The sequence below is a fragment of the Paenibacillus sp. S-12 genome (assembly GCF_030363895.1).
Lineage (GTDB): Bacteria > Bacillota > Bacilli > Paenibacillales > Paenibacillaceae > Paenibacillus_B > Paenibacillus_B alvei.
Genome location: NZ_JASIUF010000015.1, coordinates 105,105 through 127,602 on the forward strand (window position 1 = coordinate 105,105; position 22,498 = coordinate 127,602).

Sequence of the window (22,498 nt, forward strand, 5' to 3'; positions counted from 1 at the left end):
TGCTTCCCGCTTCTACAACTACTGCCTCAAGTCATAAGCATGCAGTAGCTAAGCCATTATCGCAGCATCAACACATGAGGAGGGTACATATGCAACAAGTATTGAAACGTTCAGAAGTTCCACAAGATGTGCGCTGGAAATTGGAAGACTTATTCGGTTCACAAGCTGAATGGGATAAAGAGTATTCGTTAGTTAACCAGCTTTTGGATAAGATGAAGCAATATCAAGGCAAGCTGTCTGAGGCTGATGCACTGAAGAACTGCTTCGAGCTTGAAGATGACATTTCCCTACATACCGAGCGCCTGTACGTGTATGCAAGCATGCGCCATCATGAAGATACGGCAGAGCCTAAATATCAAGCCTTGTCAGAGAAGGCAAAGCAGTTGAGTGTAACGGTTGGGGAGGCGCTCTCTTTCATTACACCCGAAGTGCTGTCCTTGTCCGACGAACAGTTGAATGCTTTCATCGAGGATCCGAAGCTCTCTGCATACCGCTTCACCTTGACGGAAATGAAGCGTCAAAAAGCACATGTTCTGACGAAGCAAGAAGAAGCCTTGCTCGCGCAAGTCGGAAGCATGTCCAAGGCACCTGAGACCATTTACAGCATGTTGAATAATGCGGATATGAAATTCCCGACCATTAAAGATGAAAAGGGCAACGATGTGGAGCTGACACATGGCCGTTACATTCAATTCCTTGAAAGCCGCAACAGCGAGGTTCGCAAGGCTGCATTTGAAGGTGTATACGGCACTTATCGCAAGCAACGCAATACAATTGCTTCTACACTGAATGCAAATGTGCAGAAGAACTTGTTCTATTCGCGTGCACGCAAATACCCTTCCACATTGGAAATGTATTTGTACGGCGATAACATTCCGAAGGAAGTCTACACGAACCTGATTGATACGATTCACAAGCATTTGCCGCTTATGCACCGTTATATGAAGCTCCGCAAGCAGCTTCTTGGCGTGAAGGAACTGCATATGTATGACTTGTTCGCTCCGGTCGTCGAAGAGTTCGATATGAATATTACTTTCGAGGAAGCTAAGGCTACTGTGAAAGAAAGCTTGAAACCGCTTGGCGAATCTTATCTGAAAGTGCTTCAAGAAGGATTCGATAACGCATGGATTGATGTTTACGAAAATGAAGGCAAACGCACAGGTGCATACAGCTGGGGCGCATACGGCACTCACCCTTATGTGCTGTTGAACCACAAAGACAATTTGAACAGCATGTTCACATTGACTCATGAAATGGGTCATGCATTGCATTCGTATCATTCAGACAATAATTTGCCATACCGCGATGCACAATACACGATCTTCCTCGCTGAAGTTGCGTCTACGCTGAATGAAGCACTGCTTATGGACTACATGTTGAAGAAGACTACGGACAAGAAAGAAAAGATGTACCTGCTTGCATACTACATCGATCAGTTCCGTACAACGGTATTCCGTCAGACGATGTTTGCCGAATTCGAAATGATCATCCATGATCGTGCAGAAAAAGGCGAAGCGTTAACACCACAGTTGCTCTGTGACGTGTACTATGACTTGAACAAAAAGTACTATGGCGATGATATGGTCATTGATAAGGATATCGAAATGGAATGGGCGCGTATTCCTCATTTCTATACGAGCTTCTACGTATTCAAATATGCAACAGGCTTCTCGGCAGCGCAAAGCTTCGCGAAGCAAATTCTCGAAGAAGGACAACCGGCAGTCGAACGCTATACAGGCTTCCTGAAGAGCGGCGGCAGCGACTTCTCTATTAATATCTTGAAGAAGGCCGGCGTTGATATGTCCACACCTAAGCCAATCGAGGAAGGTATGAGCTTGCTTGAATCCCTCATTGAAGAGATGGAGCAGCTTGCAAAATAAATGTAAAAAGACGCTCGACAGTCTGCTTTCTTGACTGCCGAGCGTCTTTTTAGTCTTACAAAGTCGATTGATGAGCATCCATAAAGGTGGCATCATCACTATTCTTCACTCTAGTTACTCCACCCCGTCAAACGGCCAGCAACGCTGCACACCCGCCGCATCCAGCTCAGATTGATATGCCTTCAAATGCTGCTTATCTTCATAGACGCTGCGTGGAATGACACCCTGTGCGATGGAATAAGCGATCAGATGGCCGACTGCCTCTCCTATATTCCATTCGGTTGGATGGAGACGATAACATCCATTGGTAAGCTGGGTCGTACCGATATTTTTGCAGGCAGGCAGAACATTGATTACCCGCTTAGGGATCAAGGCACTAAGTGGTATTTCATAAGGCATTGTTGGGATGTAGCAGCTTCTTCCAGTCTTTGTTGTTGTGTGTAAATCCATGGAGTAGTGCCCCACTCCCACACTGTCCTCATATCGGCGTATGCCCAAGCCCTGCGCTTTGCGAAGCTCTTTACTGACATCCTGCTCCGTAATCGTATACATCGCTTGGATTCTTCTCGATTCACGAATATAGGCCGACTTGGAGAGACCATCCTCTGTACCGACAGATGGACCGTATAAACGAAATTCAGGGTAACCTGCTCCCCCATCCTCACGAGGCGCCTCTGTCTGAAGCCAATAGAGCAGAGACAAGCTCAACTGCCTTGCTTCCGCGATAAGCGCATCCCGTTCCTCATAGCTCATTTCAACGGGAGATGCAATCGAGTAGTCATTTTGCGGCCAGTTGATTAAAGACAAATCTCCAGAATACATTCCATCCTGGAACTGCGAGGCATCAATTGTACGGCGATAAGTCCATAGGGGCATTGGGTCTACATCGTTAGGCAAGCAGATGAACTTGCGAAATTCATGAGTCGCATTTGGCTTCGTATCCCACCAGCTAAGCAGTGGATAAGGCGATCCCTCATGATGAAAGCTCCTCCATCGTTCGTAACTGTCCGGTCTAGGGATCGGCTTATTGTTCGCAGCAGCCTCCGCATCCAGCTTCTCTAGGGACATCACAACCGTAAACGCTTGCAAATCAGCTGGATCCGCTTCCTCCAACGCGTGAGGCTCCCCTGTCACTGCACGTGACTCTGCCCCAACCACGTATTCAATTCCTGCCAATGGCAGCACATCTCCGCATTCGGTTGCATCCACATAATAAGCGCCTGTAAGTACCGACTTCTCAAGCGTAATCCGATTTTGAACCACAATCTTCGTTACCGCATCCCCGTGTGTATCCGCATGAATGGGTACCGTATGATACAGAATCTGCAATCGCCCTTCATCTACATGCGGACGAAGCCATGACAGCAATAAATGATGTGCTACATTCGGCTCATGGCATAGCCGGCTCACCCATCCATTGCCTGGATTGAATGTATTGTCATAGGCGTATCGATCCTGCAGCAGCTCCGGCTTCACTAATGAAGCATAGTGACTGCGGATTTGATTGCGGAATGTTCGGTAAGCAGCAGTACAGCCTGTTTGTTCAATCCATGGATGCTCATCTGGTGGAACAGCCTGACTTGTAAGCTGTCCGCCTATCCAGTCCGTCTCCTCTGTCATGATTACTCGCAGGCCTCGATTGATCAATGTCCACGCTGCCAGTGTTCCCCCAAGTCCGCCGCCGATAATCACAACGTCTGACTTCATCATATTCATGAATATCCCTCCCTTACCATTTCCAAATAACCCCTTTCCATGATCATACCATGGCAACCCTCTATTATGAATATTAATTCCACATTAAAGAATTTAAAATGGAGAAACCATTCAACTTGTGGCGAATGAAGTCGAACATTATACTGAGATTAGATACATAAAATAAAGGTAAGGAGGCTACCTGCAATGCGAATTCAATGGTCCTTGCTGGCAGGGCTCATTTTTGCGCTGATTACAGCGATATTTGCCGTTATCAATGTAAATCCAGTTCAAGTTAACCTGCTGTTCGGCACATTCGACGTACCGCTTATTCTACTTATTTTGGGCTGCACGCTGCTAGGCGCAGTAATTGTAGGCTCATACAGCATTTACTTACAGTTCCGCTCCCAGAAAAAGATTAAGCAATTGGAGCTTCAGCTTGCGCAGCTTACTGGGGAGGGCTCATCTATGTTAGAGAGCCATGAATCTCTAAGTGACCAAGAAGGTTTACTTCCTAACGGAGAACCTTCAACTGAAGATCTCACCGGCTTCACAACAACATCCAGCGTTAATAAGACTGAGCATTAAGCAAGATGGCACCAACACATGCACGATACATATACGGACAAACGATTTTGAGGAGGAACGTAACCTATGACCACATCTGCATATCCAACAATCGCACCTGAACCATTTCATGCAATAATTGACGAAACCTATGTAACAGCCTTCCTGCTGGAACTGCTATCAAGTCCAAGTCCGACAGGCTATACCCACCATATTATGAAGCGGATTGGACATGAAGCAGAACAGCTAGGATATTCATTTGAGCTGACGCAAAAAGGCTGTGGCGTCATTAAGGTAGCCGGTACGAATCGCAGCTCGAAAAAAGTCATTGGATTATCCGCCCATGTAGACACACTCGGAGCTATGGTACGTTCGATACATACTGACGGAACATTGCGCTTAACTTCCCTTGGCGGGTATATGTCTGGCTCGATGGAAAACGAATACTGCCAAATTCATACTCGCAGCGGTCATACATATACAGGTACAATTATGACGAATCATCCTTCTGTTCACGTATACAGCGATGCAAGAGAATACGCACGCGAAGAGAAAAATATGATTGTACGAATTGATGAGCTTGTGCACTCTAAGAAGGATACCGAAGCGCTTGGCATCCGTACAGGAGATTACGTTTCCTTTGATGCGCGTCCCGTACACCTGCCAAACGGTTTAATTAAGTCTCGCCACCTAGATGATAAGGCTAGTGTAGCTGCATTATTCGGATTGCTGGAAAGCATGAAACGCCATGCTTGGCAGCCAATGCATGATATTGTCATTTTTATTACAAATTATGAAGAAATCGGACATGGAGCGTCATTCATTCCCCAGGAAATAACAGAATTGCTTGCCGTTGATATGGGTGCTATGGGGGATGATTTGTCATGTAAAGAAACAGACGTGTCGATTTGTGCGAAAGATTCATCCGGTCCGTATGATTATATGATGACAGGCCAACTGATTGCACTTGCAGAACGTGAAGGGATCGAACACGCAGTCGATGTTTACCCACACTACGGTTCAGATGCATCTGCGGCACTTCGCGGAGGCAACAACATTCGAGCTGCGCTAATTGGTCCAGGTGTTCATGCCTCACATGCGATGGAACGCACTCATCAACGTGCAGTTATGAACACAGCACGCTTGATTGCAGCATACATCACAGAGGAATAAGAGCAAGAACAGATATAATTAATGCTGTTAATCACTTTATTCCCTAATGGGAGTGATTTTGTCCTATCTTCCACATATCTTAGCTTGTGCAACAGTGAATAAGAAGGGAGGCTCGAAGGTAGATGCTACAGCAACAGCAATTTTCAGCGTTATGGATTCAACAACAGTCAGACGGAGCATTAGATATACAAGTTCAGCCATGTACACCGGATCAACTATCAGCGGGCACAGTAACAATTCGCACTGCTTATTCAGGTTTAAACTACAAAGATGCACTTGCCTGCTCGCCTACAGGCAACATCGTTAAGTCATATCCCTTCATTCCAGGGATTGATATGTCTGGTGTCGTTATGCAGTCTGAGGATGAACGATACTCGCCAGGCCAGCGTGTGCTTGTAACGGGTTATGGGCTGGGAGTGACCCATACGGGAGGGCTCAGTGAAATTGTCCGTGTCCCTGCCGAGTGGATCGTTCCGCTACCAGATTCGCTCAGTCTGCGGGAAGCCATGATTTTCGGTACAGCAGGTCTAACGGCTGCACTCGCCGTTGAACGCTTGGAACGCCACGGAATAACACCTGAGCAAGGGCCTATTCTCGTAACCGGCGCAACGGGAGGCGTAGGTTCTATTGCCGTATCCATGCTTGCCAATCTGGGGTATGAGGTTGTCGCCTCAACAGGCAAGGCACAATATGAAGAACTGCTTTATACGCTTGGCGCCAAGCACATTGTCGCACGCAGAGAGCTTCTGCCTGAGCGGCCAAGGCCGCTCGATAAGCAGCGCTGGGCAGGTGCAATCGACGTATGCGGCGGGGCTATCCTTGCCTCTGTCCTGTCTTCTCTGCATTATGGCGGAGCTGTAGCTGCAGCCGGGATGACCGCAGGCGGGGCATTACCTGCTTCTGTCTTTCCGTTCATTTTGAGAGGTGCAACCTTGTACGGCATCGATTCGGTATTCGTCTCGAATGAGGATCGTATGCGTTTATGGTCGCGAATCGGAAAACAGTGGAAGTCATTCATCGATACCACGAATTGGATACGTGAATTGCAGTTGTCAGAAGTCCCTGCCTATGTCACTGAGCTTCTTCATGGCAAATCGCATGGTCGTGCCATCGTAAAGATAGGTGACAATGAGTAGAATGGTATTGGCTTTGGATAGATAGATAGCAAGCACTTTCGTCATTCATGATTTGATAAGCAGCAAATCATAGAAAAAGAGCAGGAACCAAGTTGAACTGCCCCCCAATTGTTAGACACCATCTAGCGATTGGAGGTACAGTTCAAGTAAGATTTCCTGCTCTTTATATTAGTGCTGATTCAGTTTCTCTTGCTCCCAGCGCACATGCATATCCTGTGCAAGCTGCTCAATCGAGCCACGTATTCCAATCTTAGGAATGTTAATCTGTGTATCCACAAATGCCTGATTTGCTGACATTGCTGAACGCTTCCATCCTGGGCAGCGAGCTAGGAACTGATCTGGATTCACTACCCTCACACCAAGAAAAGTCTGCCCCATCATCTCATAAATCTTAATCTCCTCAACTTCCGACCAAAACACTTTCCCCGCCGCCCCAAGCGAAGCTTGATCATAGAATCCTTCCACTGTCAGGATTACTGCAGGTTTAGGAATGAGCATGCGGTACATGCTGTACAGACAGCCAAGTCCAAAAAATGCAATGCTTATCGCTCCAAGGATTACATATATCCCTTTATCCGTTCCTAACAGTACTGCTCCAATTGCAATGAAAATGAGAGAACATAGACATAATAAGATTAATTTTCGCTTACTAGGATAAATAACAATATCTTGTGATTCCGGTTCATACTTCCCCATCATACGAACGCTTCCCTTCACATCGCTGTTATTCATTAGCAGTATCGTTCATACCTTTCACGTCAACTCATATGTCATTAATGTTACTTTGATTTCTCCGCCTCGATTTGCTCGGCAAGCTCACTTAAATAGGTCCATCGCTCCATCAAATGCTCTAACAGCTTCTGGGCTTCGGCATCTTCCTTCATTAGCTCCTGCAAGCGTACAGAATCATTGAACGCCTGCTCCATATCCTGCTGGATTCGTTCAATATTGCTCTCGGCTTCCATAATGCGTTCTTCAATCTGTTCATACTCACGTTCTTCTTTGTATGACATTTTGAGCTTAGGCTTGCGTTCTGGTTTGCCGCCAGGCTCTGTGGCAACAGTCGCTACCTTGGATTGCGTTACGCTGCTTTCCGAATTTGTCGAATTTCCATGCTTGGATTGCCACTCCATATATTCTGAATAATTGCCGACATGCTGGTTGACATGACCATTTTCAAATGACCAGATACGTTCTGCTACACGATCCAAGAAGTAACGATCATGAGATACCGTGATGACAACGCCAGGGAAATCATCCAAATACTGCTCCAGCACTGCAAGCGTCTGTACATCCAGGTCATTGGTTGGCTCATCAAGCAGCAAAACATTTGGGGCTTCCATCAAGATTCGAAGCAACTGAAGCCGCCGTTTCTCTCCGCCTGACAGCTTGCCAATCAAAGTCCACTGCATCGTTGGGCTGAACATGAAGCGCTCCAGCATTTGTGCAGCCGTTACTGTATGCCCTTCAGCAGTCTGAACGGTTTCTGCTCCCTCGCGTATATACTCAATGACACGGAGCGACTCATCCATTTCTTCATGTTCCTGTGTGAAAAATCCAATGCGAACCGTTGGCCCTAACACGATGGTTCCTTGTTGCGGCTCGCGCATGCCTGCAATGACACGAAGCAGTGTCGATTTTCCGCTCCCGTTCGGCCCAATGATACCTATGCGATCCTCCGGTACAGTAATATAGCTAAGATCCCTGAACAGCTCACGACCATCAATCGAGCATCCAAGAGCGTCCAGTTCCATAATTTTCTTTCCTAGGCGTGCAGACATTGCGGAGATTTCCACTTGTCCATTTTTTGCAAGCGGGTTATTTGCCTGCAATTCCTCGAAGCGTTGAATCCGCGCCTTTTGTTTCGTTGATCTTGCTTGTGCCCCGCGCCGAATCCAAGCCAGCTCATTTCGCAGCAAATTCTGACGCTTATCCTCTGACGCAGCTTCACGCGCCTCCCGATCTGCTTTTAACTCTAAGAAGCGCGTATAATTGGCTTCATAGAAGTAAGCGCGACCTTGATCCAGCTCGATCATACGATTGGCTACGCGATCCAGGAAGTAGCGATCGTGCGTAATCATGATTAATGCACCACTGCGCTTTTGGAGCAATGTCTCCAGCCATGCTACAGTATCATTATCGATATGGTTCGTCGGTTCATCCAACATCAGCAAATCCGAAGGGTGAATCAGTGCTGAGGCAAGCGCTACACGCTTGCGCTGACCGCCTGACAAATCACCCATACGGGCGTCAAAGCGATGAATGCCAAGTTTGGACAGAATTGTCTTGGCATCGCTCTCGAGCTGCCAAGCCTGAAGACGATCCATATCATCGCTAGCTCGTACAAGTCTTTGCTGGACTTGCTCATCATCGGGATGAGCTGCGGCCGATTCCAAGCTCTCGGTATATGTTCGAATGGCAACCATTTCAGGAGCATCCCCGCCCATCACCTGATCCAAAACAGTAGCGTTAGGATCATATTCCGGCTCCTGCGGCACATATTGCACGCGAACGCGGTTTCCAACCATAATCTTGCCTTCTTCTATTGGCTCCAAGCCCATAATCGTACGAAGGAACGTAGATTTACCTGTACCATTCACGCCTACGATACCGAAACGATCTCCCTCTTCGATGCCAAATGATACATCTTTAAACAGCGTTTTATCCCCATAACTTTTACCTAATTGTTCGATCGTCATTACATGCATGATTTCCGTTCCTCCAATCAAGCTCAACCCATCTATAACGAAGTTGCAGCGCAATCCAACTGCATCTCCAATCTACTTCATTACCTATTCCTTATCATAACATTTCATTGACAATAGACGATAGCTTATATGCACAGTTCTTGTCCATTCAGGTGAAGACAAACTGCAAAAGAACGAAGGGGCCACTATTGTGCCCCCTAGTTTCCACCTCCCATCATCGAAAAAGGAGAACCATTGTATCGGTTCCCCTTCTGAATAAAACATTCATGCAGCTAAGAGAGCGGCATGCCGTGCTTACATCCATTCTGAAATAATTCGGATGCGAATTGAATTCGCCGCCGCAAATCATGAATGGAGAATGTCGGATCAAATAAAATGTCCATCTTGAGCATATCAAGCATCCCGATAAAGGATTTGGCGTGAAGTAGGGGATCTGGTAGATCAAAGTTCTCCATTGTACTTGCAATCCGCTGCACATAGCTTTGCATGAAATTGCACAGCGCTCCCATCATTTCCGGATCCTTATTCGGCGCCTTGAAGAACAGCTTCGTATATTCCCTGCGCTTGTAATAATGCTCCAAATGATGTTCAGCTATGAAGGTAAGACTTCCTTCGAAGGTGTCACGCTCAAGAAGCCCTTGATCCAGCTCCTGCAGAAACTGCTCGAAGCTGCGCATAATTATAGCCGCAAATAGCTGCTCTTTGCTCTCGAAATATAAATATAGCGTTCCTTTGGCTATGCCAGCCTTGTCAGCTATTTCCGACATTTTCGTTTCATAAAAACCATTAGAACCGAAGAGTTCATAAGCTGCGTTCATAATTAGCTGCTGCTTGTCACTCTGTCCATAACTCACTCGGTTCACCTCCTTGTACACTGCTGCCCAACAAATAGACTAACATTCTGCTTCGACTATAACATGAGTCAGGAATGTTGTCGATTTCAATTGCGTGACAATTCAAGCTCTCTTTCCGACTACAGAAGCAGAGCGACAAGAAGTGAGACAATTCCGCCGATACATGAAGCAAGCAAGTTGACACGATCATTATTTAACCAAGCGAGGCCGCGAATATGATTCGTCGCTGCTGCACAGTGCAACAACCGCTCTGTGGATACTCCACAAGTTCTGCATTGATACCCTGCCTGCACAGTGGCGCCCAACAGGGAATCAAACAATGCTCCCGCTGTTCCGCCAATTGTCGCAGCAACGATCACAATAAGGAGAGTGGTCCAGTTCAATCCGTCACCTGCCGGATGAGTTGCTACTAAATCCTGCAGCACCATCAAACCGACTGCCGCAAAGCCTATCGTAAGTGCACCCGCCACTGAAGCGGACGTGCCAAGCGGCGATATCGCCCCTGACGTACCAGCCGCTACCTGCTTCCCGTTCAGCAGTGAGCGAGGCAGCCGCTTGCTCAAACTGCCAATTTCCGTTGCCCATGTATCCGCATTGACTGTCGCCATCACCCCGATGAACAGCCACAGCCATACAGAGCTTGGCCATATTGCATTCGCCATACAAAGCAGCATGCCAATCCCGCCATTTGCAAATACCTGACCGGCATCGCGTTCACCTGTTTTTTCATAAATATGATCAAGGTGGGATTTTTTCCGTTTTTTCCATTTCGACCAGAAAGTTGACGTGATGAAAAAGGCAAGCAGCAACCCAAACCAGACTAAGTTGCCGCTTCCATAATAAATCGTTCCCATGACCACAGCGGCTGCTGCCCCGGATCGTGTCAAGGCACGCTTCCAAAGTGCAGCTCCCGCAACGACAGCACTTCCTACAAAGCCAATCAGCCACGGATTTAAGCTATCTATCATTTCTATCCACCTTGCAAGCATTGTGGCTCTCCTCCTTTCGTCCGTGCCCAATTTTACCACAACGAACCTAATAATATTCCTTATTTTCCAAATCCCCGATAAGCTAGAAGCTAGGTAATAAATCTATGTAAAAATAGTATATAGTAGTACTCTAAGTGAATAAAGTATATGTTAGGAGGAGTGCATGCCAATGAACAATGCTTGGGAGACCTATTAAAGAAAGCGAAGCAGCTCGATAATAGTTTTGAACCTTTTCCCCTGGTACCAGGAAATGAGAAGGCGTACCTCGGTCAAATATGACGAGGATCGCAAATCTTGGGGTATTTTCTTATACGAGGATGTAAAAATGATAGTAGAGAATAAAGATTATTTTTTGCTTCACCGTATCGAGAACAACGGTAGTCCCGCCAACTTGGAGAAACATGCCCAGATGCGATCCGCTTCACGACATTGATGAGAGATCCAGAGGGGCTTAGATCTAAATAAGATGCTCTCCTTCTCGTTCCAAATTACGTATGGCATCTGGAAACAAAAGGGGATCGCGGACTGCCCTTTTTCAACAATTCTTTGCTTCATAGATTGACAAATATATAAAATATTATGCTGATCTTCACGCGTATAAAATGTCATTCCCCAATTGAAGGGGGAATGACATTTTCCATATTTATATAATGTCTATAAATTTACGATATAAACATATTATTTTAAAAAAAACAGAAATGACATTACCCTTTGATTAAAAATCGACCTATTATTGAAGTATTTCTATTCCTACATCGATAAGCTTTTCACATCCAAGAAAACTTAATGAGATTTTAGCACGATTTTTCCGTTTGTCCACTTTCCGAATAATTCCTTCCATCCCCTTTAGTGGGCCACATTTTACTTGAACTCGTGAATTTATGACGATTGCACCCGATAAATTGATAATATGATTTCTATCAAGCAATTGAAATAACATAGAGACTTCTTCTTCAGGAATGTTAGAAATAGAAACAATATCATCGTTTTTATATATCTTATGTTGTATTTGAAAATTATTAAGAATACTGTAGACCTTCGGTACCTCTCGAAGCTTGTAGTAGGTTTTTGTATTCATCGTAGTTCGTATGAGAAGATAACCGGGAAACATCGTTTTGACAACATAATGAATATGGCCTTGTTTTTTTTCACATAATCTTCGCTTAGGTACAATCGCATGTAATATGGACGGATCAAAATCACGCCGTATAATTGATCGAACAGTCTCTTCACAGCCCGTTTCAACACTTAATGCATACCATTTCATTTTTAGCCCCCTCACAACATATGAAATCCTAAATTTATCATGACGGTATTTGCACGAATCTCCTCCAAAATGAAGGACACAGATAAGACGTTCTATTTGCGAAATCGATAACTCAACACATATGATATCTAGATGTCTAGTTCGTAAGAGAGCTCATTAGTGAAGTTTGTTGATATTATTCTGCGGTGTCGTTGCTGGAAATTACTCGAGGCGTAGTTAATGTAACTACATCTTTATGTATTCATTTGCTCTTCAATCTTGCAAACATTCATGCAATCTCCTCCTTTTCTATATAAATTAAATATTATCCAAGATATTGTCGAATCCTTCTTTTAATCGTAAAAAAATATCATGTTATTCTCCCAAATATAATAAAAAAGCCCGAAAACGGGCTTAAAGAAATGAAACTAAATATGGTTTTTGTCCATGCTATTTTCAACAAATCGAGGTAACATCCACAATCGTTTAAATGACCTTTTCCATAGCACATATGCGGCATCCGCCAAGCATTTCACCATCCATTATGAGCGACAGCTCGTCATTAACCTGTACAGCTCCCACACCTGCAGGCGTTCCAGTAAACACCAGATCTCCTACCCCAAGCCCATAATGATCGGCAATATAGGTAATAAGCGTATCAAATGAGAAGATCATATCATGCGCCGAACCTGATTGCACTTCCTTGCCATTGTTAAGCAGGCTAAATGGTGAATGCAACAATGCCTCTGTTCCCGGAAAAGGACGGAAAGACGTAATCGGCGCAGAATTCAAGACTCCTTTTGCAGCCATCCAAGGATGCCCCTTATGCTTGAGCATATCCTGTACATCACGCAGCGTAAAATCAATTCCTAAGGCGTAGGCATCAACAACCTCGTCAGCGGTCATTCCCTTCTGAACAGGCTTCCCGATTCGAAGCACAAGCTCGATTTCATGATGTACGGATCCAAGATGAAGCGGAAGCGGCAGATCGATCATCTCTGAAATATGCGCAACCGCGTGAGAGGGCTTCATGAAAACCATCGGCTCCTGAGGAACTTCGTTGCCAAGCTCAGCAGCATGCAGACGATAATTGCGGCCTATGCAATATACATTTCGAATGAAGGAATGATTATTTTTATCCAAGCTTTGCGTTCTCAAATGTGGATTCATACCTTTCTCCCCCATCAATTGTTCGGTATCTTCCTGTCAGTATGATTACGTATGAATTATTGCTTTTTGCGTATGTTTCCATTTTGATCAATGTGGATGCCTGACGATATTTCCTGTAGTCGCTTCATTACTTTTTGTCCTCGCTCACCCTCTAACGGGATTGCTTGTCCTACATCTGTGAAGTACGGTGTCATTTTAAGCTCACACTTGCCGTCCTTCTTACATTCTGCTTGAAGCGCCATTGTCTCCCACGTTTTCGGATTTTCCGCTTGCGTGAAAATAAAGTTGCCCATACTGTAAGCAATCCAACTGTCCTGCTGCTGTTCAAAACCTTGTACGACATGTGGATGTCCGCCAACGATGAGATCGGCGCCGGAATCCACGAACAGCTTCGCCAGCTCCTTCTGCTTCGCATTTGGTTCATCTGTCCGTTCTTCTCCCCAATGCGCAATGACGACAACAATATCAGCTTCCTTCTTCGCTGCCTTAATCGCTTCTGCCGCCCGCTCCTTCGTTCCTTCATAGGTAGTCGCTACTCCAGGCTTGTTTTTCCACGCATACCAGCTATCATCGGGAATAACCCGACTCAAACCTAAAAATGCCAGCTTAATCCCATTGCGCTCTACGATTAACGGCGTATAAGCTTCCTTTGAATTCTTCCCGGCTCCTATGTAGCTGACATTTGCTGCTTTCAATGCTTGGAATGTATCCAAAAGCCCTTCTTCACCTTGATCCATCGAGTGGTTGTTCGCCAAGTTGACGATGTCGATTCCAGCATCAGCCATTACCTGGGCCATCTTCGGGGAGGACTTATACACAAACAGCTTATTGTCTGCTGGCTTTCCGCCTATAGTCAAGGGCGTCTCCAGATTCCCAATCGCAAGATCCGCATCCTGTAGCAGAGACTTCGCATAATAATAAGGGAAATCATATCCCTTCTCCTTGACTACATCCTCGACTCGACCTGACATCATCATATCGCCGACGAACGTCAAGCGAACCGTGGCCTCCTTCTTGTTTTCTGGAACAGTTGTCCCGTCATTTGCATCCGTTGCATCTTTAGTACCCTTAGAGTCGTTCGCGCCCTCTCCGTTCTGTTCTTGATCTCCTACGGCTGACTTATCTCCTGCAGGAGCCGTTATTCCATCCTTGGCTTCTGTCCCGCCTAAATCAAACAACTTCCCCTGCCAAGCAAATAACGCTGCTGAAATAACGATAATTCCGAATACAACGTATATCCATACTGCTTTGCGTTTCCGCTGCTGTTGCTGCTCGCGCCGCTGCTTGTGTCGTTCCGTTCTCGATAACTCCATAGGCTCTCCTTCTTATCATTATTTTGGTATGCTTGCTCGGTAGAAATATACGCTGCTTCCATTATAACAAGTGAACAATAACGTGGGCAAAGAAGCTTTTGCACAATTTTCCAAACAAGTTCATACAAAAAAGAGGCCGTGTCCGAGCACGGCCTCTTCTTCAAGTCATTGAATTCAACATCACGGTTTGCCTCAACTCATCATGATGCTTCACTTTATCTGCAAGAAATGGTAGGGGATTATCCTGCGAATGTTCCACTTTTATCTTCTTCTGCCGAACACATGTCTGCCAAAAATGCAATGGACTGTTCGCCAGCAATTCGACCGCTGCGGATACAATCCGGCATGCCAACCCCTTCATACGGCTGACCTGCGAGATATATACCCGGAAGCTCCTTGCCGACTTGCTCACGCAGTCGCTGAATGGCCTGCACATGACCAATAGGATACTGCGGCATCGAGCGCTTCAGTCTCGTGATCTCTACGAACTCAGGCTCAGCGGTAACGCCCATAAGATCCCGCAATTCATTGCGAACCGTGCGCTTAAGCGCCTCATCCGGCCATTCGACCCGCTCCTCATCGCCTGCGCGCCCAATATAGCAGCGGACGATAAGCTTGTCCCCTCTTGACGTATGCGGCCACTTGATCGATGTCCACGTACATGCCGTAATGGCCCGCTTCTCTTTCCGCGAGATAAGGAAGCCCGTTCCATCTAGCGGCTTCGTCACTACGCTCCTCTCAAACACACTGACTACATTGGCAACCGACACATGCTCGATTGCTTCCAATCCAGAGGTGTCCACATGATCATTCAAGAAAGTGGAGGCGTGATAAGAAGGCGTGGTCACCACAATGGATGGCGTCTCCATCGTATTGCCATTATCGAGATAAATACGATACCCTCCATCTGCCAGCTTCTCGAATCGTTCTGCTCCAACACCTAGTTCAATGTCTACATTCGCTTCTCGCAGTACATCGTCCAAACGTTCAACAAGAGAGGTCAAACCGCTGCGGAAAGTCAAAAAGGTTGAACCCCGCGCAACGTCCGGCAATCCGGGCAAAGACTGCCCCGCCTTGCGGTTTGCAATCATCCCTTTTATCAAGCTTCCATATTTTCGTTCCACTTCTGCAAATTGCGGAAATGTTTGCTGCAGGCTTAGCTTGCTCATATCTCCTGCGTAAATCCCAGCCAGCAGCGGCTCAGCAATATGCTCCATAACTTCATGACCTAATCGCCGTTCTAAAAATGAGCCCAGCGATTCATCCTCGGTCGACATGCGCGGCTTCTTGAATAAATCCATTAATGCACGCAGCTTGCCCATGACCGAAATAAGCCCTGTCTTCGCGAATGGAGCCAGCTCGGTAGGAATTCCGAGAATCAGTCCCGGAGGCATGCGATGCATGACACCTCTTCTTACAATGTATGTCTTCTTGGCATGTGGATTCGTTGCTACAAGCTCCGATTCCAGTCCGAGATCGCGCGCTAAATCGATCATCGGCATCTTGCGGGCGAGAAAGGAATCAGGCCCCTTCTCGATGACGCACCCGTCTTTGCGCAAGGTTTCAATCTTGCCGCCTAGCCGAGAGGTTTGCTCAATGATAGCAATCCTCAGCGTCTGTCCGTTCTCCTCCGCTTTCTTCGCTGCATAGTAAGCGGCGGACAACCCCGTTATCCCCCCGCCGATGATGACCAGATCCCGCGAACATTTCATGTTACGCCCCTTCTTTCTCTAGCTCCCTATTGATCCAACTTCATAATCGTGTCGGCCAACACCAACATATATTGTGGATCGTCATTCAACATCCGTATACGCTTGAAGCCGATTTGCAATTGCTCTGCAGTGCGAAGTGCTTCAATGTCCAAGTCATATAAAACCTCCAAATGATCCGACACGAACCCGATTGGAGCAGACAGTACCCATTTCGCGCCTTCTTCTGCAACTGCAGCTAATGTATCTAAAATATCTGGGCCGAGCCATGGCATTGCAGTTTGGCCCGCACTTTGCCAAGTGAAGCGCCATTGTCCGCCCTTTAACCCGCACTGCTTGGCTACAGCTGCTGCCGTAGCATTCAGTTCGTCCGGATAAGGATCATTCATTTCCAATATGCGCGCCGGCAAGCTATGTGCACTAAATAGCACCTCAACCTCACCACGCACCGCTCCCTCAGTCACGAAGGCTTCCAGCTGCTCATTTACACGCTTAGCCAGCGCATCTATAAGCTCCGGATGCAGGTGATAGCTGTTGACGCATTTCATCTGAATGCCATGCTTAGCCGCTTCTTCCTGAGCACGCTTATTATAGCCGCCAACGCTCATCACAGAATAATGCGGAGCGAGCACAATGCTGACTGCTTCCGTTATTCCATCCTTCGCCATTGCCGCCACGCCGTCTTCAATATATGGCTGAGCATGCTTCAGACCTTGGTAACACACATACTGCACATCCATACCTGCGGTTAAACGATCCAAGGTATGCTGCAGCCCTGCAACTTGACGATCTGTATTTTCGCGAAGTGGAAATACTCCACCTACAATCGCTTCATAGCGCTCTTTTAATTCCGCCAATTGCTCGGCAGAAGGAGGGTTCCCTCTGCGAATATGCGTGTAGTACGGCTCGATTTCTTCCATACTGCATGGTGTCCCATAGGACATGACGAGAACGCCTACTTTTCTCTTACTCATGCGCCACCTCCATCAAGATTGCTGCTAAGCCTTTATTTGCGGGAAGCAATTGCCTCTGATGAATAGGCATGAACGAATTCCGTCAACTGCTTCAATTTATCCAGCGATGCCTCTGGGAATAGTCCATGTCCTAGATTAAAAATATATCCAGGCTCCTTCACACCTTCATCTATAATATGAGCCGCTTCACGTTGGATAATGTCCATAGGACCAGTAAGTACAAATGGATCAAGATTGCCCTGAACTGCATATTTGCCCTCTAGACGCTTCCGTCCTTCTGCGATAGACACCCGCCAATCCAGTCCTATCACATCGGCCTTCAAGACATGCAGATACGGAAGCAGCTCGCCTGAGCTAACTCCTGGGAAGTAAATGCTCGGCACACCGAGATCAGACAGCTCATCATAAATCCGCTCGATCACAGGGAGAACATATCTTACGTAATCACGTGGAGACAGCGATCCAACCCAGCTATCGAACAATTGGAACGCTTTCCCGCCGTTCGCAATTTGAGCGCGAACATAACGGATGACCATATCGCCGAGCTTGTCCATAAGTGCGAACCATACCTCTGGCGCTTCGTACATCATCGTTTTCGTACGTATATAAGATTTCGATGGACGCCCCTCAATCAGATAGCTGGCAATCGTAAATGGAGCTCCCGCAAACGTAATCAGCGGTACGTTTAATTCAGAATCCAGTATCCGAATGGTTTCTAGAATATGTGCTAAATCCCCTTCTGGATCAACCGGCTTCAAGCGTTCAACATCCTTCGCCGTGCGGATTGGATTATGAATCACTGGGCCAACCTGAGCGACAATATCAAAGTCGATTCCAATCGACGCAACAGGATTCATGATGTCTGAATATAAAATAGCTGCATCGACGCCCAGCTTCTTCACCGGCATCATCGTCACTTCCGCAGCCAATTCAGGCTGACGGCATATTTCAAGCAAGCTGTATTTCTCTTTAATCTTGCGATATTCCGGATCATAGCGCCCCGCCTGGCGCATGTACCATACCGGAAGCCGATCGACCGGCTCCTTGCGGCATGCACGTATAAAACGATCATTATAAGTCATATATACCCTCCAAACGAACGGTATTGTGCAATTTGTTACAACCTAACGCTTCCATTATGCCCGTTTTCCAGAACGACCACAACCAGACCATCTGCAGAAGCTATGACAATCTGTTGACAATCCAAGTCCAAAAATGAGCAGACTTTGACATTTTATCATACAACCCGCTTCTTTGCCGATAATGCGCCCTTATATTGTTCAAACCCCATCATAAAATTTATGATGTTGCGCATCATATGCTCATGGATTAGGGACAAACAGGAGGATTTCGCGCATCATGGATTTGCAACAGCAGCTTACACATTCATTTCGCGAATGCGATGACTTAACCGTACGCTCCTATGCTGACGGAGAGGTGACCCTTTATTATTTCGATCACCTGTTGGACGGAGCCCAATTCCAACAAATTGTCACGTCATTCTTCGAAGATAACCCGACTGATGTGAGCATAATGCGCATGCTATCCACTTGGCAAGCTATCCAGGAGCCTAGTCCAGCCGCGAGTGAACGCAGCTTCATTACTGATATCTTGAAAGGCCGCATCGGCGCAGTGTATCGTTCGAAACTGTATACCGTGTCATCTGGGAGCGGATCCACCAGATCAGTAGAAGCAACTGAAAAAGAAACGTTAATAACCGGACCGCATGACGCCTTCACAGAAGGCTGGAGCACCAATGTGTCACTCTTGCGCCGGCGACTTCGAACCACGGATCTTAAAGTAAAAAAAGTAGATGTAGGAGACAGCTACTCTCAATTTGTGTACCTCGTTTACTTAGAAGAAAAAGTCGATGCATCGGCACTTGATGAGATTAACCGTCGGATTCAGCTTCTCCATATCGATGAAGTGCTGGACGGAAATACAGTAGCAAAATATTTGGAGAATTCGCCGTTCTCCATCTTTCCACAGTGGTATGACACAGAACGGCCTGACGCAGTTGTTCACCTTCTTACACTGGGCAAAATAGCGCTTATTACAGATAACAGCCCTTCTGCAATGGTTGCCCCTGCCCGTTTTTTGGAGTTTTTCGCTTCAACAGGGGATATGTATGAAAGATGGCATTTCAGTATTTTTATCCGCTTGCTTCGATTAGCAGCCTTTATGCTTTCTATTATGTTCAGTGCATTTTACGTAGCCGTCACTACGTATCACTATCAATTCATTCCGGCCACCTTGCTGAAAACCATTGTGAGCTCTCGTTCCTCTGTTCCATTCGATCCCATGATCGAAGCGCTGCTGATGGAGTTCGTCATTGAGTTGCTGCGCGAGGCAGGGGTTCGGCTTCCAACGAAGATTGGACAAACGATCGGCATCGTAGGCGGTCTCGTCATCGGACAAGCAGTCGTACAGGCTGGATTAGCAGGGAATGTGCTCATCGTATCTGTAGCTGCAGGAGCGCTTTCCTCCTTTATCGTGCCGAACTATACCATGGAAACTTCGTTGCGCCTGCTTCGCTTCATGTCGATATTGTTAGCCGGATTTCTCGGTTACTTTGGGCTCATGTTGTTTTTGATTGTATTTATTATGCATTTATGCCATTTACGAAGTATCAATCGGGAGTATATCTACATCGATGATGTGCCTTTTTATCTGTTTTTAAAACAAAACCGAGTGCCTCAATCGGTAACGCATCCGTCGACAAATATAACCGTCGGAACCCATCAAGAGATGACATCGGAGGTGCGGCCTTGTCACCAACATACAAAGCTTGGGGAGTAGGTATCCTCATTTATATGACACAACGGGGAGCTTTGTTTTTTCAATTGCCCAATGTTATGGCACAGCAATTTGGCACCAACAGTTGGGTTATGATCCCTGTTTTTTATATTCTTTCACTGATCCACATTATTGTGATGTATTACGGGATGCGAAGACATGGATTTCAGTCTATTCCACAACTCATATCGGAGAGACTTCCGGCATATGCAGCTGTTCCTCTCCTCAGCTTCATTGGCATTCAGTTCATCGGGATTGTATATACCGTGATACATTCCTATACGCTGGTGTTTCAGTATACAAATGATACCTCAGTAAACATTCATACGCTGAGCATTATCATTTTAGGAACAGCTTTGTACTGTGCATGGCTAGGCCCCTACACAATGGCGAAGTCCTCTATCGTTTTTTTGTTTTTGACATTCTGGTCAATTGGCCTTGAGCTGCTGCAATTCAATGATTTCCAATTCACTCGGCTTACACCCTTTTTCTTTTATCAAGCCCATCCAACGGCAGCCGGCATCTCAGAAATCATGAGCTCTTTTTTTGGTTTTGAGCTATTGATGATGTTGGCTCCGCTATTGGACAAAAAGACGAAATGGTTCCGCACTGTACTCTTGTTCAACGGAATCGCTGCCGCCTACTACTTGATGTACTGTTTGCTTGTTCAAGGCATGCAGCACGATCCTTTACCCGGTTCTGCGGCTGTACGGAGGCTCCAGATTGACAGCGCTTGAGAATATTACCGACCTGCTGTTCATCTTCATGATGTTCTCTGCCGTTATCTCTGCTTCCTTGTACATATGGAGTGCTTCGCAAGCTGTCATGCATATTCGGCATCAAGCACCCAAAGCGCCTGTTTTTGTACTTCTTTGCGTATTATGCTCAATACCGCTGCTTGCTTCCATCACTGTTGAGCAATTTGGCAAGATAAGCGAGTTTGTCGCATATGGAGACTGGATACTCATTCTGATCCTCATTAGTCTGTATTGGATTCTCCCAGTCCATGCTGATCAGCAATCGGCCGCTAAGCGCGAAGATACGTCCATACAAGAATCCGCCTGCCCGCAAACGTGAACAGGAGGTTGTGTCATGAAGGATACATCCATTCGAAAGCTCTTCTTAACCGGAGTATGGATCATCTCCATTATCGCTATAACCGGATGCCAGCAAAAGATTATTGTGAATGAGGCAGGTTTCATTCAAACCATTACGGTCGATGTTGGGGAGAAACACCCATTCAAATACGGCATCAGCTTTCCGCAAGAGTCTAGTGGCAACAAGACACTCATCTGGCATTCGATCCTGGAGGCGCCAGATTTCCAGGGGGCTATGAATCATTTCAATCTGCAGACACAATCCCAACTCGTGGTTGGACAACTGCGCAACATTTTGTTCGGGGAAGAGGTCGCGAGGCAACCGGTAAATGCCATCCGTCATCTTGTCTATGACTCGAAGTTCCCTTTGACCTCCAACCTGCTTATGGTGAAAGGCAAGGCCAGCGGCATTTTCCAAGCGCCCAAGGGGGAGTTGAACCTCGCCCTGTATCAATTGCTGATGAAGCTTCATAAAAATAAAAACTTGACCCTATCTTCACTCTTCAACTTTATTCGAGACGATCTCGATGATGGGATTGAGCCTGTCTGCTCCATTGCCAGTTTTAATAAAAACGATGTTCGAATTCACGGAATGGCATTGTTTCGGAACGGAAGCTGGGTCGCGACCCTGCCCGAGGAGGATGTCAATTTCATGCTCACTTTACGAAGCAACCGAATGACGGCGCTCCTGTATATTCCAGAGGAACGGATGAACAAACAACAACCGCTTATTATTGAAAATGCTCAAGTCAAACGGAAAATCCGCGTTATCCGAACGGATCCCTATCCAGAGGTGGAAATCACACTGTCCATCAAGGGAGCCACCACCTCATCATTGAACGAGCTTGGCAACAATAATGTTGGTACCTCCTCCAACATTACCAAGCAGTTGCAGCGCAAGTACGAGCAGGTCATTCGCTTCCTTCAGGAGCAAAAGACAGATTGTCTCGGGATCGGTGCACATGTACGCAATAAGATCGGTTATCCTGCTTATAAAGGCGAGGAATGGCCAGAACGATTTGCGAAGTCCAACATTCGCTGTATTGTAACGTACAGCAAAATCAATGAGGTGTAGCAATGCTTGGCATCACTGCCTTCCAATATGACAACATTGTTATAGTACAATATGGTATACTGGTACCAGTTGCTGGCACATCGGACGGACCGTGACCGAAGAAAGTGGTGAACAAG

Annotated in this window: 19 protein-coding genes; 8 read left to right on the plus strand and 11 right to left on the minus strand. The window is 46.4% G+C overall.

Features of this window, described 5'->3' with window-relative positions; genetic code table 11:
* Positions 1–89: 89 nt before the first annotated feature.
* The gene (gene pepF, locus NO352_RS14980; protein ID WP_289356059.1) at positions 90–1,880 is read left to right on the plus strand and encodes an oligoendopeptidase F; all 1,791 of its coding nucleotides are present in this window, start codon (positions 90–92) and stop codon (positions 1,878–1,880) included.
* 114 nt (positions 1,881–1,994) lie between these two features.
* On the opposite strand, the gene NO352_RS14985 is transcribed toward pepF, so the two are convergent.
* Positions 1,995–3,596 (minus strand): FAD-dependent oxidoreductase, encoded by a 1,602-nt coding sequence (locus NO352_RS14985; RefSeq protein ID WP_289356019.1) that lies wholly within the window; start codon positions 3,594–3,596, stop codon positions 1,995–1,997.
* Positions 3,597–3,782: 186 nt separating this feature from the next.
* Between NO352_RS14985 and NO352_RS14990 the strand changes: the two genes are divergently transcribed.
* The 3 genes from NO352_RS14990 (at position 3,783) to NO352_RS15000 (ending at position 6,451) form a co-directional block, all read left to right on the plus strand.
* A complete protein-coding gene (locus tag NO352_RS14990) occupies positions 3,783–4,163 on the plus strand; it encodes a LapA family protein (RefSeq protein WP_005546047.1) in 381 nt (126 codons plus the stop codon).
* A gap of 66 nt (positions 4,164–4,229) precedes the next feature.
* Positions 4,230–5,315 (plus strand): M42 family metallopeptidase, encoded by a 1,086-nt coding sequence (locus NO352_RS14995; RefSeq protein ID WP_289356020.1) that lies wholly within the window; start codon positions 4,230–4,232, stop codon positions 5,313–5,315.
* 122 nt (positions 5,316–5,437) lie between these two features.
* Entirely contained in the window at positions 5,438–6,451 is a 1,014-nt protein-coding gene (locus NO352_RS15000) for an acrylyl-CoA reductase family protein (protein ID WP_289356021.1), read from the plus strand.
* A gap of 168 nt (positions 6,452–6,619) precedes the next feature.
* Here NO352_RS15000 and NO352_RS15005 read toward each other — a convergent pair whose 3' ends face one another.
* From NO352_RS15005 to hemE, 10 genes are all read right to left on the minus strand, one after another.
* Positions 6,620–7,183, minus strand: coding sequence for an STM3941 family protein (locus tag NO352_RS15005; protein ID WP_268598833.1), 564 nt, complete (start codon positions 7,181–7,183; stop codon positions 6,620–6,622).
* Between the two features lie 47 nt (positions 7,184–7,230).
* A complete protein-coding gene (locus NO352_RS15010) occupies positions 7,231–9,159 on the minus strand; it encodes an ABC-F family ATP-binding cassette domain-containing protein (protein WP_289356022.1) in 1,929 nt (642 codons plus the stop codon).
* 272 nt (positions 9,160–9,431) lie between these two features.
* Entirely contained in the window at positions 9,432–10,013 is a 582-nt protein-coding gene (locus tag NO352_RS15015; RefSeq protein WP_268622341.1) for a TetR/AcrR family transcriptional regulator, read from the minus strand.
* Positions 10,014–10,132: 119 nt separating this feature from the next.
* Entirely contained in the window at positions 10,133–11,002 is an 870-nt protein-coding gene (locus NO352_RS15020) for a DUF92 domain-containing protein (protein ID WP_268622343.1), read from the minus strand.
* A gap of 730 nt (positions 11,003–11,732) precedes the next feature.
* Positions 11,733–12,269: an antiterminator LoaP gene (gene loaP / locus NO352_RS15025; protein WP_005546035.1), complete on the minus strand. Its 537-nt coding sequence runs from the start codon at positions 12,267–12,269 to the stop codon at positions 11,733–11,735.
* A 465-nt stretch (positions 12,270–12,734) separates the two neighbouring features.
* Positions 12,735–13,418, minus strand: coding sequence for a fumarylacetoacetate hydrolase family protein (locus NO352_RS15030; RefSeq protein WP_289356024.1), 684 nt, complete (start codon positions 13,416–13,418; stop codon positions 12,735–12,737).
* A gap of 56 nt (positions 13,419–13,474) precedes the next feature.
* Entirely contained in the window at positions 13,475–14,731 is a 1,257-nt protein-coding gene (locus NO352_RS15035) for a CapA family protein (RefSeq protein WP_005546033.1), read from the minus strand.
* Positions 14,732–14,970: 239 nt separating this feature from the next.
* Complete coding sequence (hemG, locus tag NO352_RS15040; protein ID WP_289356025.1) at positions 14,971–16,443, minus strand: protoporphyrinogen oxidase; 1,473 nt, start codon at positions 16,441–16,443, stop codon at positions 14,971–14,973.
* 26 nt (positions 16,444–16,469) lie between these two features.
* Positions 16,470–17,414 (minus strand): ferrochelatase, encoded by a 945-nt coding sequence (hemH, locus tag NO352_RS15045; protein ID WP_005546031.1) that lies wholly within the window; start codon positions 17,412–17,414, stop codon positions 16,470–16,472.
* A gap of 32 nt (positions 17,415–17,446) precedes the next feature.
* On the minus strand, positions 17,447–18,496 hold the full coding sequence (gene hemE, locus NO352_RS15050; protein ID WP_289356026.1) for a uroporphyrinogen decarboxylase: 1,050 nt from the start codon (positions 18,494–18,496) through the stop codon (positions 17,447–17,449).
* A 277-nt stretch (positions 18,497–18,773) separates the two neighbouring features.
* On the opposite strand from hemE, the gene NO352_RS15055 reads away from it, so the two are divergent.
* From NO352_RS15055 to NO352_RS15070, 4 genes are read left to right on the plus strand one after another with little or no spacing between them, the layout of a single operon-like run.
* Entirely contained in the window at positions 18,774–20,213 is a 1,440-nt protein-coding gene (locus NO352_RS15055) for a spore germination protein (protein ID WP_289356027.1), read from the plus strand.
* The gene (locus tag NO352_RS15060; protein WP_289356028.1) at positions 20,183–20,947 is read left to right on the plus strand and encodes a GerAB/ArcD/ProY family transporter; all 765 of its coding nucleotides are present in this window, start codon (positions 20,183–20,185) and stop codon (positions 20,945–20,947) included. The genes NO352_RS15055 and NO352_RS15060 overlap by 31 nt, the downstream gene beginning before the upstream one ends.
* Positions 20,934–21,287 (plus strand): hypothetical protein, encoded by a 354-nt coding sequence (locus NO352_RS15065; RefSeq protein WP_289356029.1) that lies wholly within the window; start codon positions 20,934–20,936, stop codon positions 21,285–21,287. Before NO352_RS15060 ends, NO352_RS15065 begins: the two co-directional genes overlap by 14 nt.
* Positions 21,288–21,302: 15 nt before the next feature.
* The gene (locus tag NO352_RS15070) at positions 21,303–22,382 is read left to right on the plus strand and encodes a Ger(x)C family spore germination protein (protein ID WP_005546019.1); all 1,080 of its coding nucleotides are present in this window, start codon (positions 21,303–21,305) and stop codon (positions 22,380–22,382) included.
* Positions 22,383–22,498: the final 116 nt, after the last annotated feature.

Bases quoted from the DNA above. Each gene is read 5' to 3' on its own strand.
- pepF (WP_289356059.1), top strand. From the start codon at position 90: ATGCAACAAGTATTGAAACGTTCAGAAGTTCCACAAGATGTGCGCTGG.
- NO352_RS14985 (WP_289356019.1), bottom strand. From the start codon at position 3,596: ATGAATATGATGAAGTCAGACGTTGTGATTATCGGCGGCGGACTTGGG.
- NO352_RS14990 (WP_005546047.1), top strand. From the start codon at position 3,783: ATGCGAATTCAATGGTCCTTGCTGGCAGGGCTCATTTTTGCGCTGATT.
- NO352_RS14995 (WP_289356020.1), top strand. From the start codon at position 4,230: ATGACCACATCTGCATATCCAACAATCGCACCTGAACCATTTCATGCA.
- NO352_RS15000 (WP_289356021.1), top strand. From the start codon at position 5,438: ATGCTACAGCAACAGCAATTTTCAGCGTTATGGATTCAACAACAGTCA.
- NO352_RS15005 (WP_268598833.1), bottom strand. From the start codon at position 7,183: ATGAATAACAGCGATGTGAAGGGAAGCGTTCGTATGATGGGGAAGTAT.
- NO352_RS15010 (WP_289356022.1), bottom strand. From the start codon at position 9,159: ATGCATGTAATGACGATCGAACAATTAGGTAAAAGTTATGGGGATAAA.
- NO352_RS15020 (WP_268622343.1), bottom strand. From the start codon at position 11,002: ATGCTTGCAAGGTGGATAGAAATGATAGATAGCTTAAATCCGTGGCTG.
- loaP (WP_005546035.1), bottom strand. From the start codon at position 12,269: ATGAAATGGTATGCATTAAGTGTTGAAACGGGCTGTGAAGAGACTGTT.
- NO352_RS15030 (WP_289356024.1), bottom strand. From the start codon at position 13,418: ATGAATCCACATTTGAGAACGCAAAGCTTGGATAAAAATAATCATTCC.
- NO352_RS15035 (WP_005546033.1), bottom strand. From the start codon at position 14,731: ATGGAGTTATCGAGAACGGAACGACACAAGCAGCGGCGCGAGCAGCAA.
- hemG (WP_289356025.1), bottom strand. From the start codon at position 16,443: ATGAAATGTTCGCGGGATCTGGTCATCATCGGCGGGGGGATAACGGGG.
- hemH (WP_005546031.1), bottom strand. From the start codon at position 17,414: ATGAGTAAGAGAAAAGTAGGCGTTCTCGTCATGTCCTATGGGACACCA.
- hemE (WP_289356026.1), bottom strand. From the start codon at position 18,496: ATGACTTATAATGATCGTTTTATACGTGCATGCCGCAAGGAGCCGGTC.
- NO352_RS15055 (WP_289356027.1), top strand. From the start codon at position 18,774: ATGGATTTGCAACAGCAGCTTACACATTCATTTCGCGAATGCGATGAC.
- NO352_RS15070 (WP_005546019.1), top strand. From the start codon at position 21,303: ATGAAGGATACATCCATTCGAAAGCTCTTCTTAACCGGAGTATGGATC.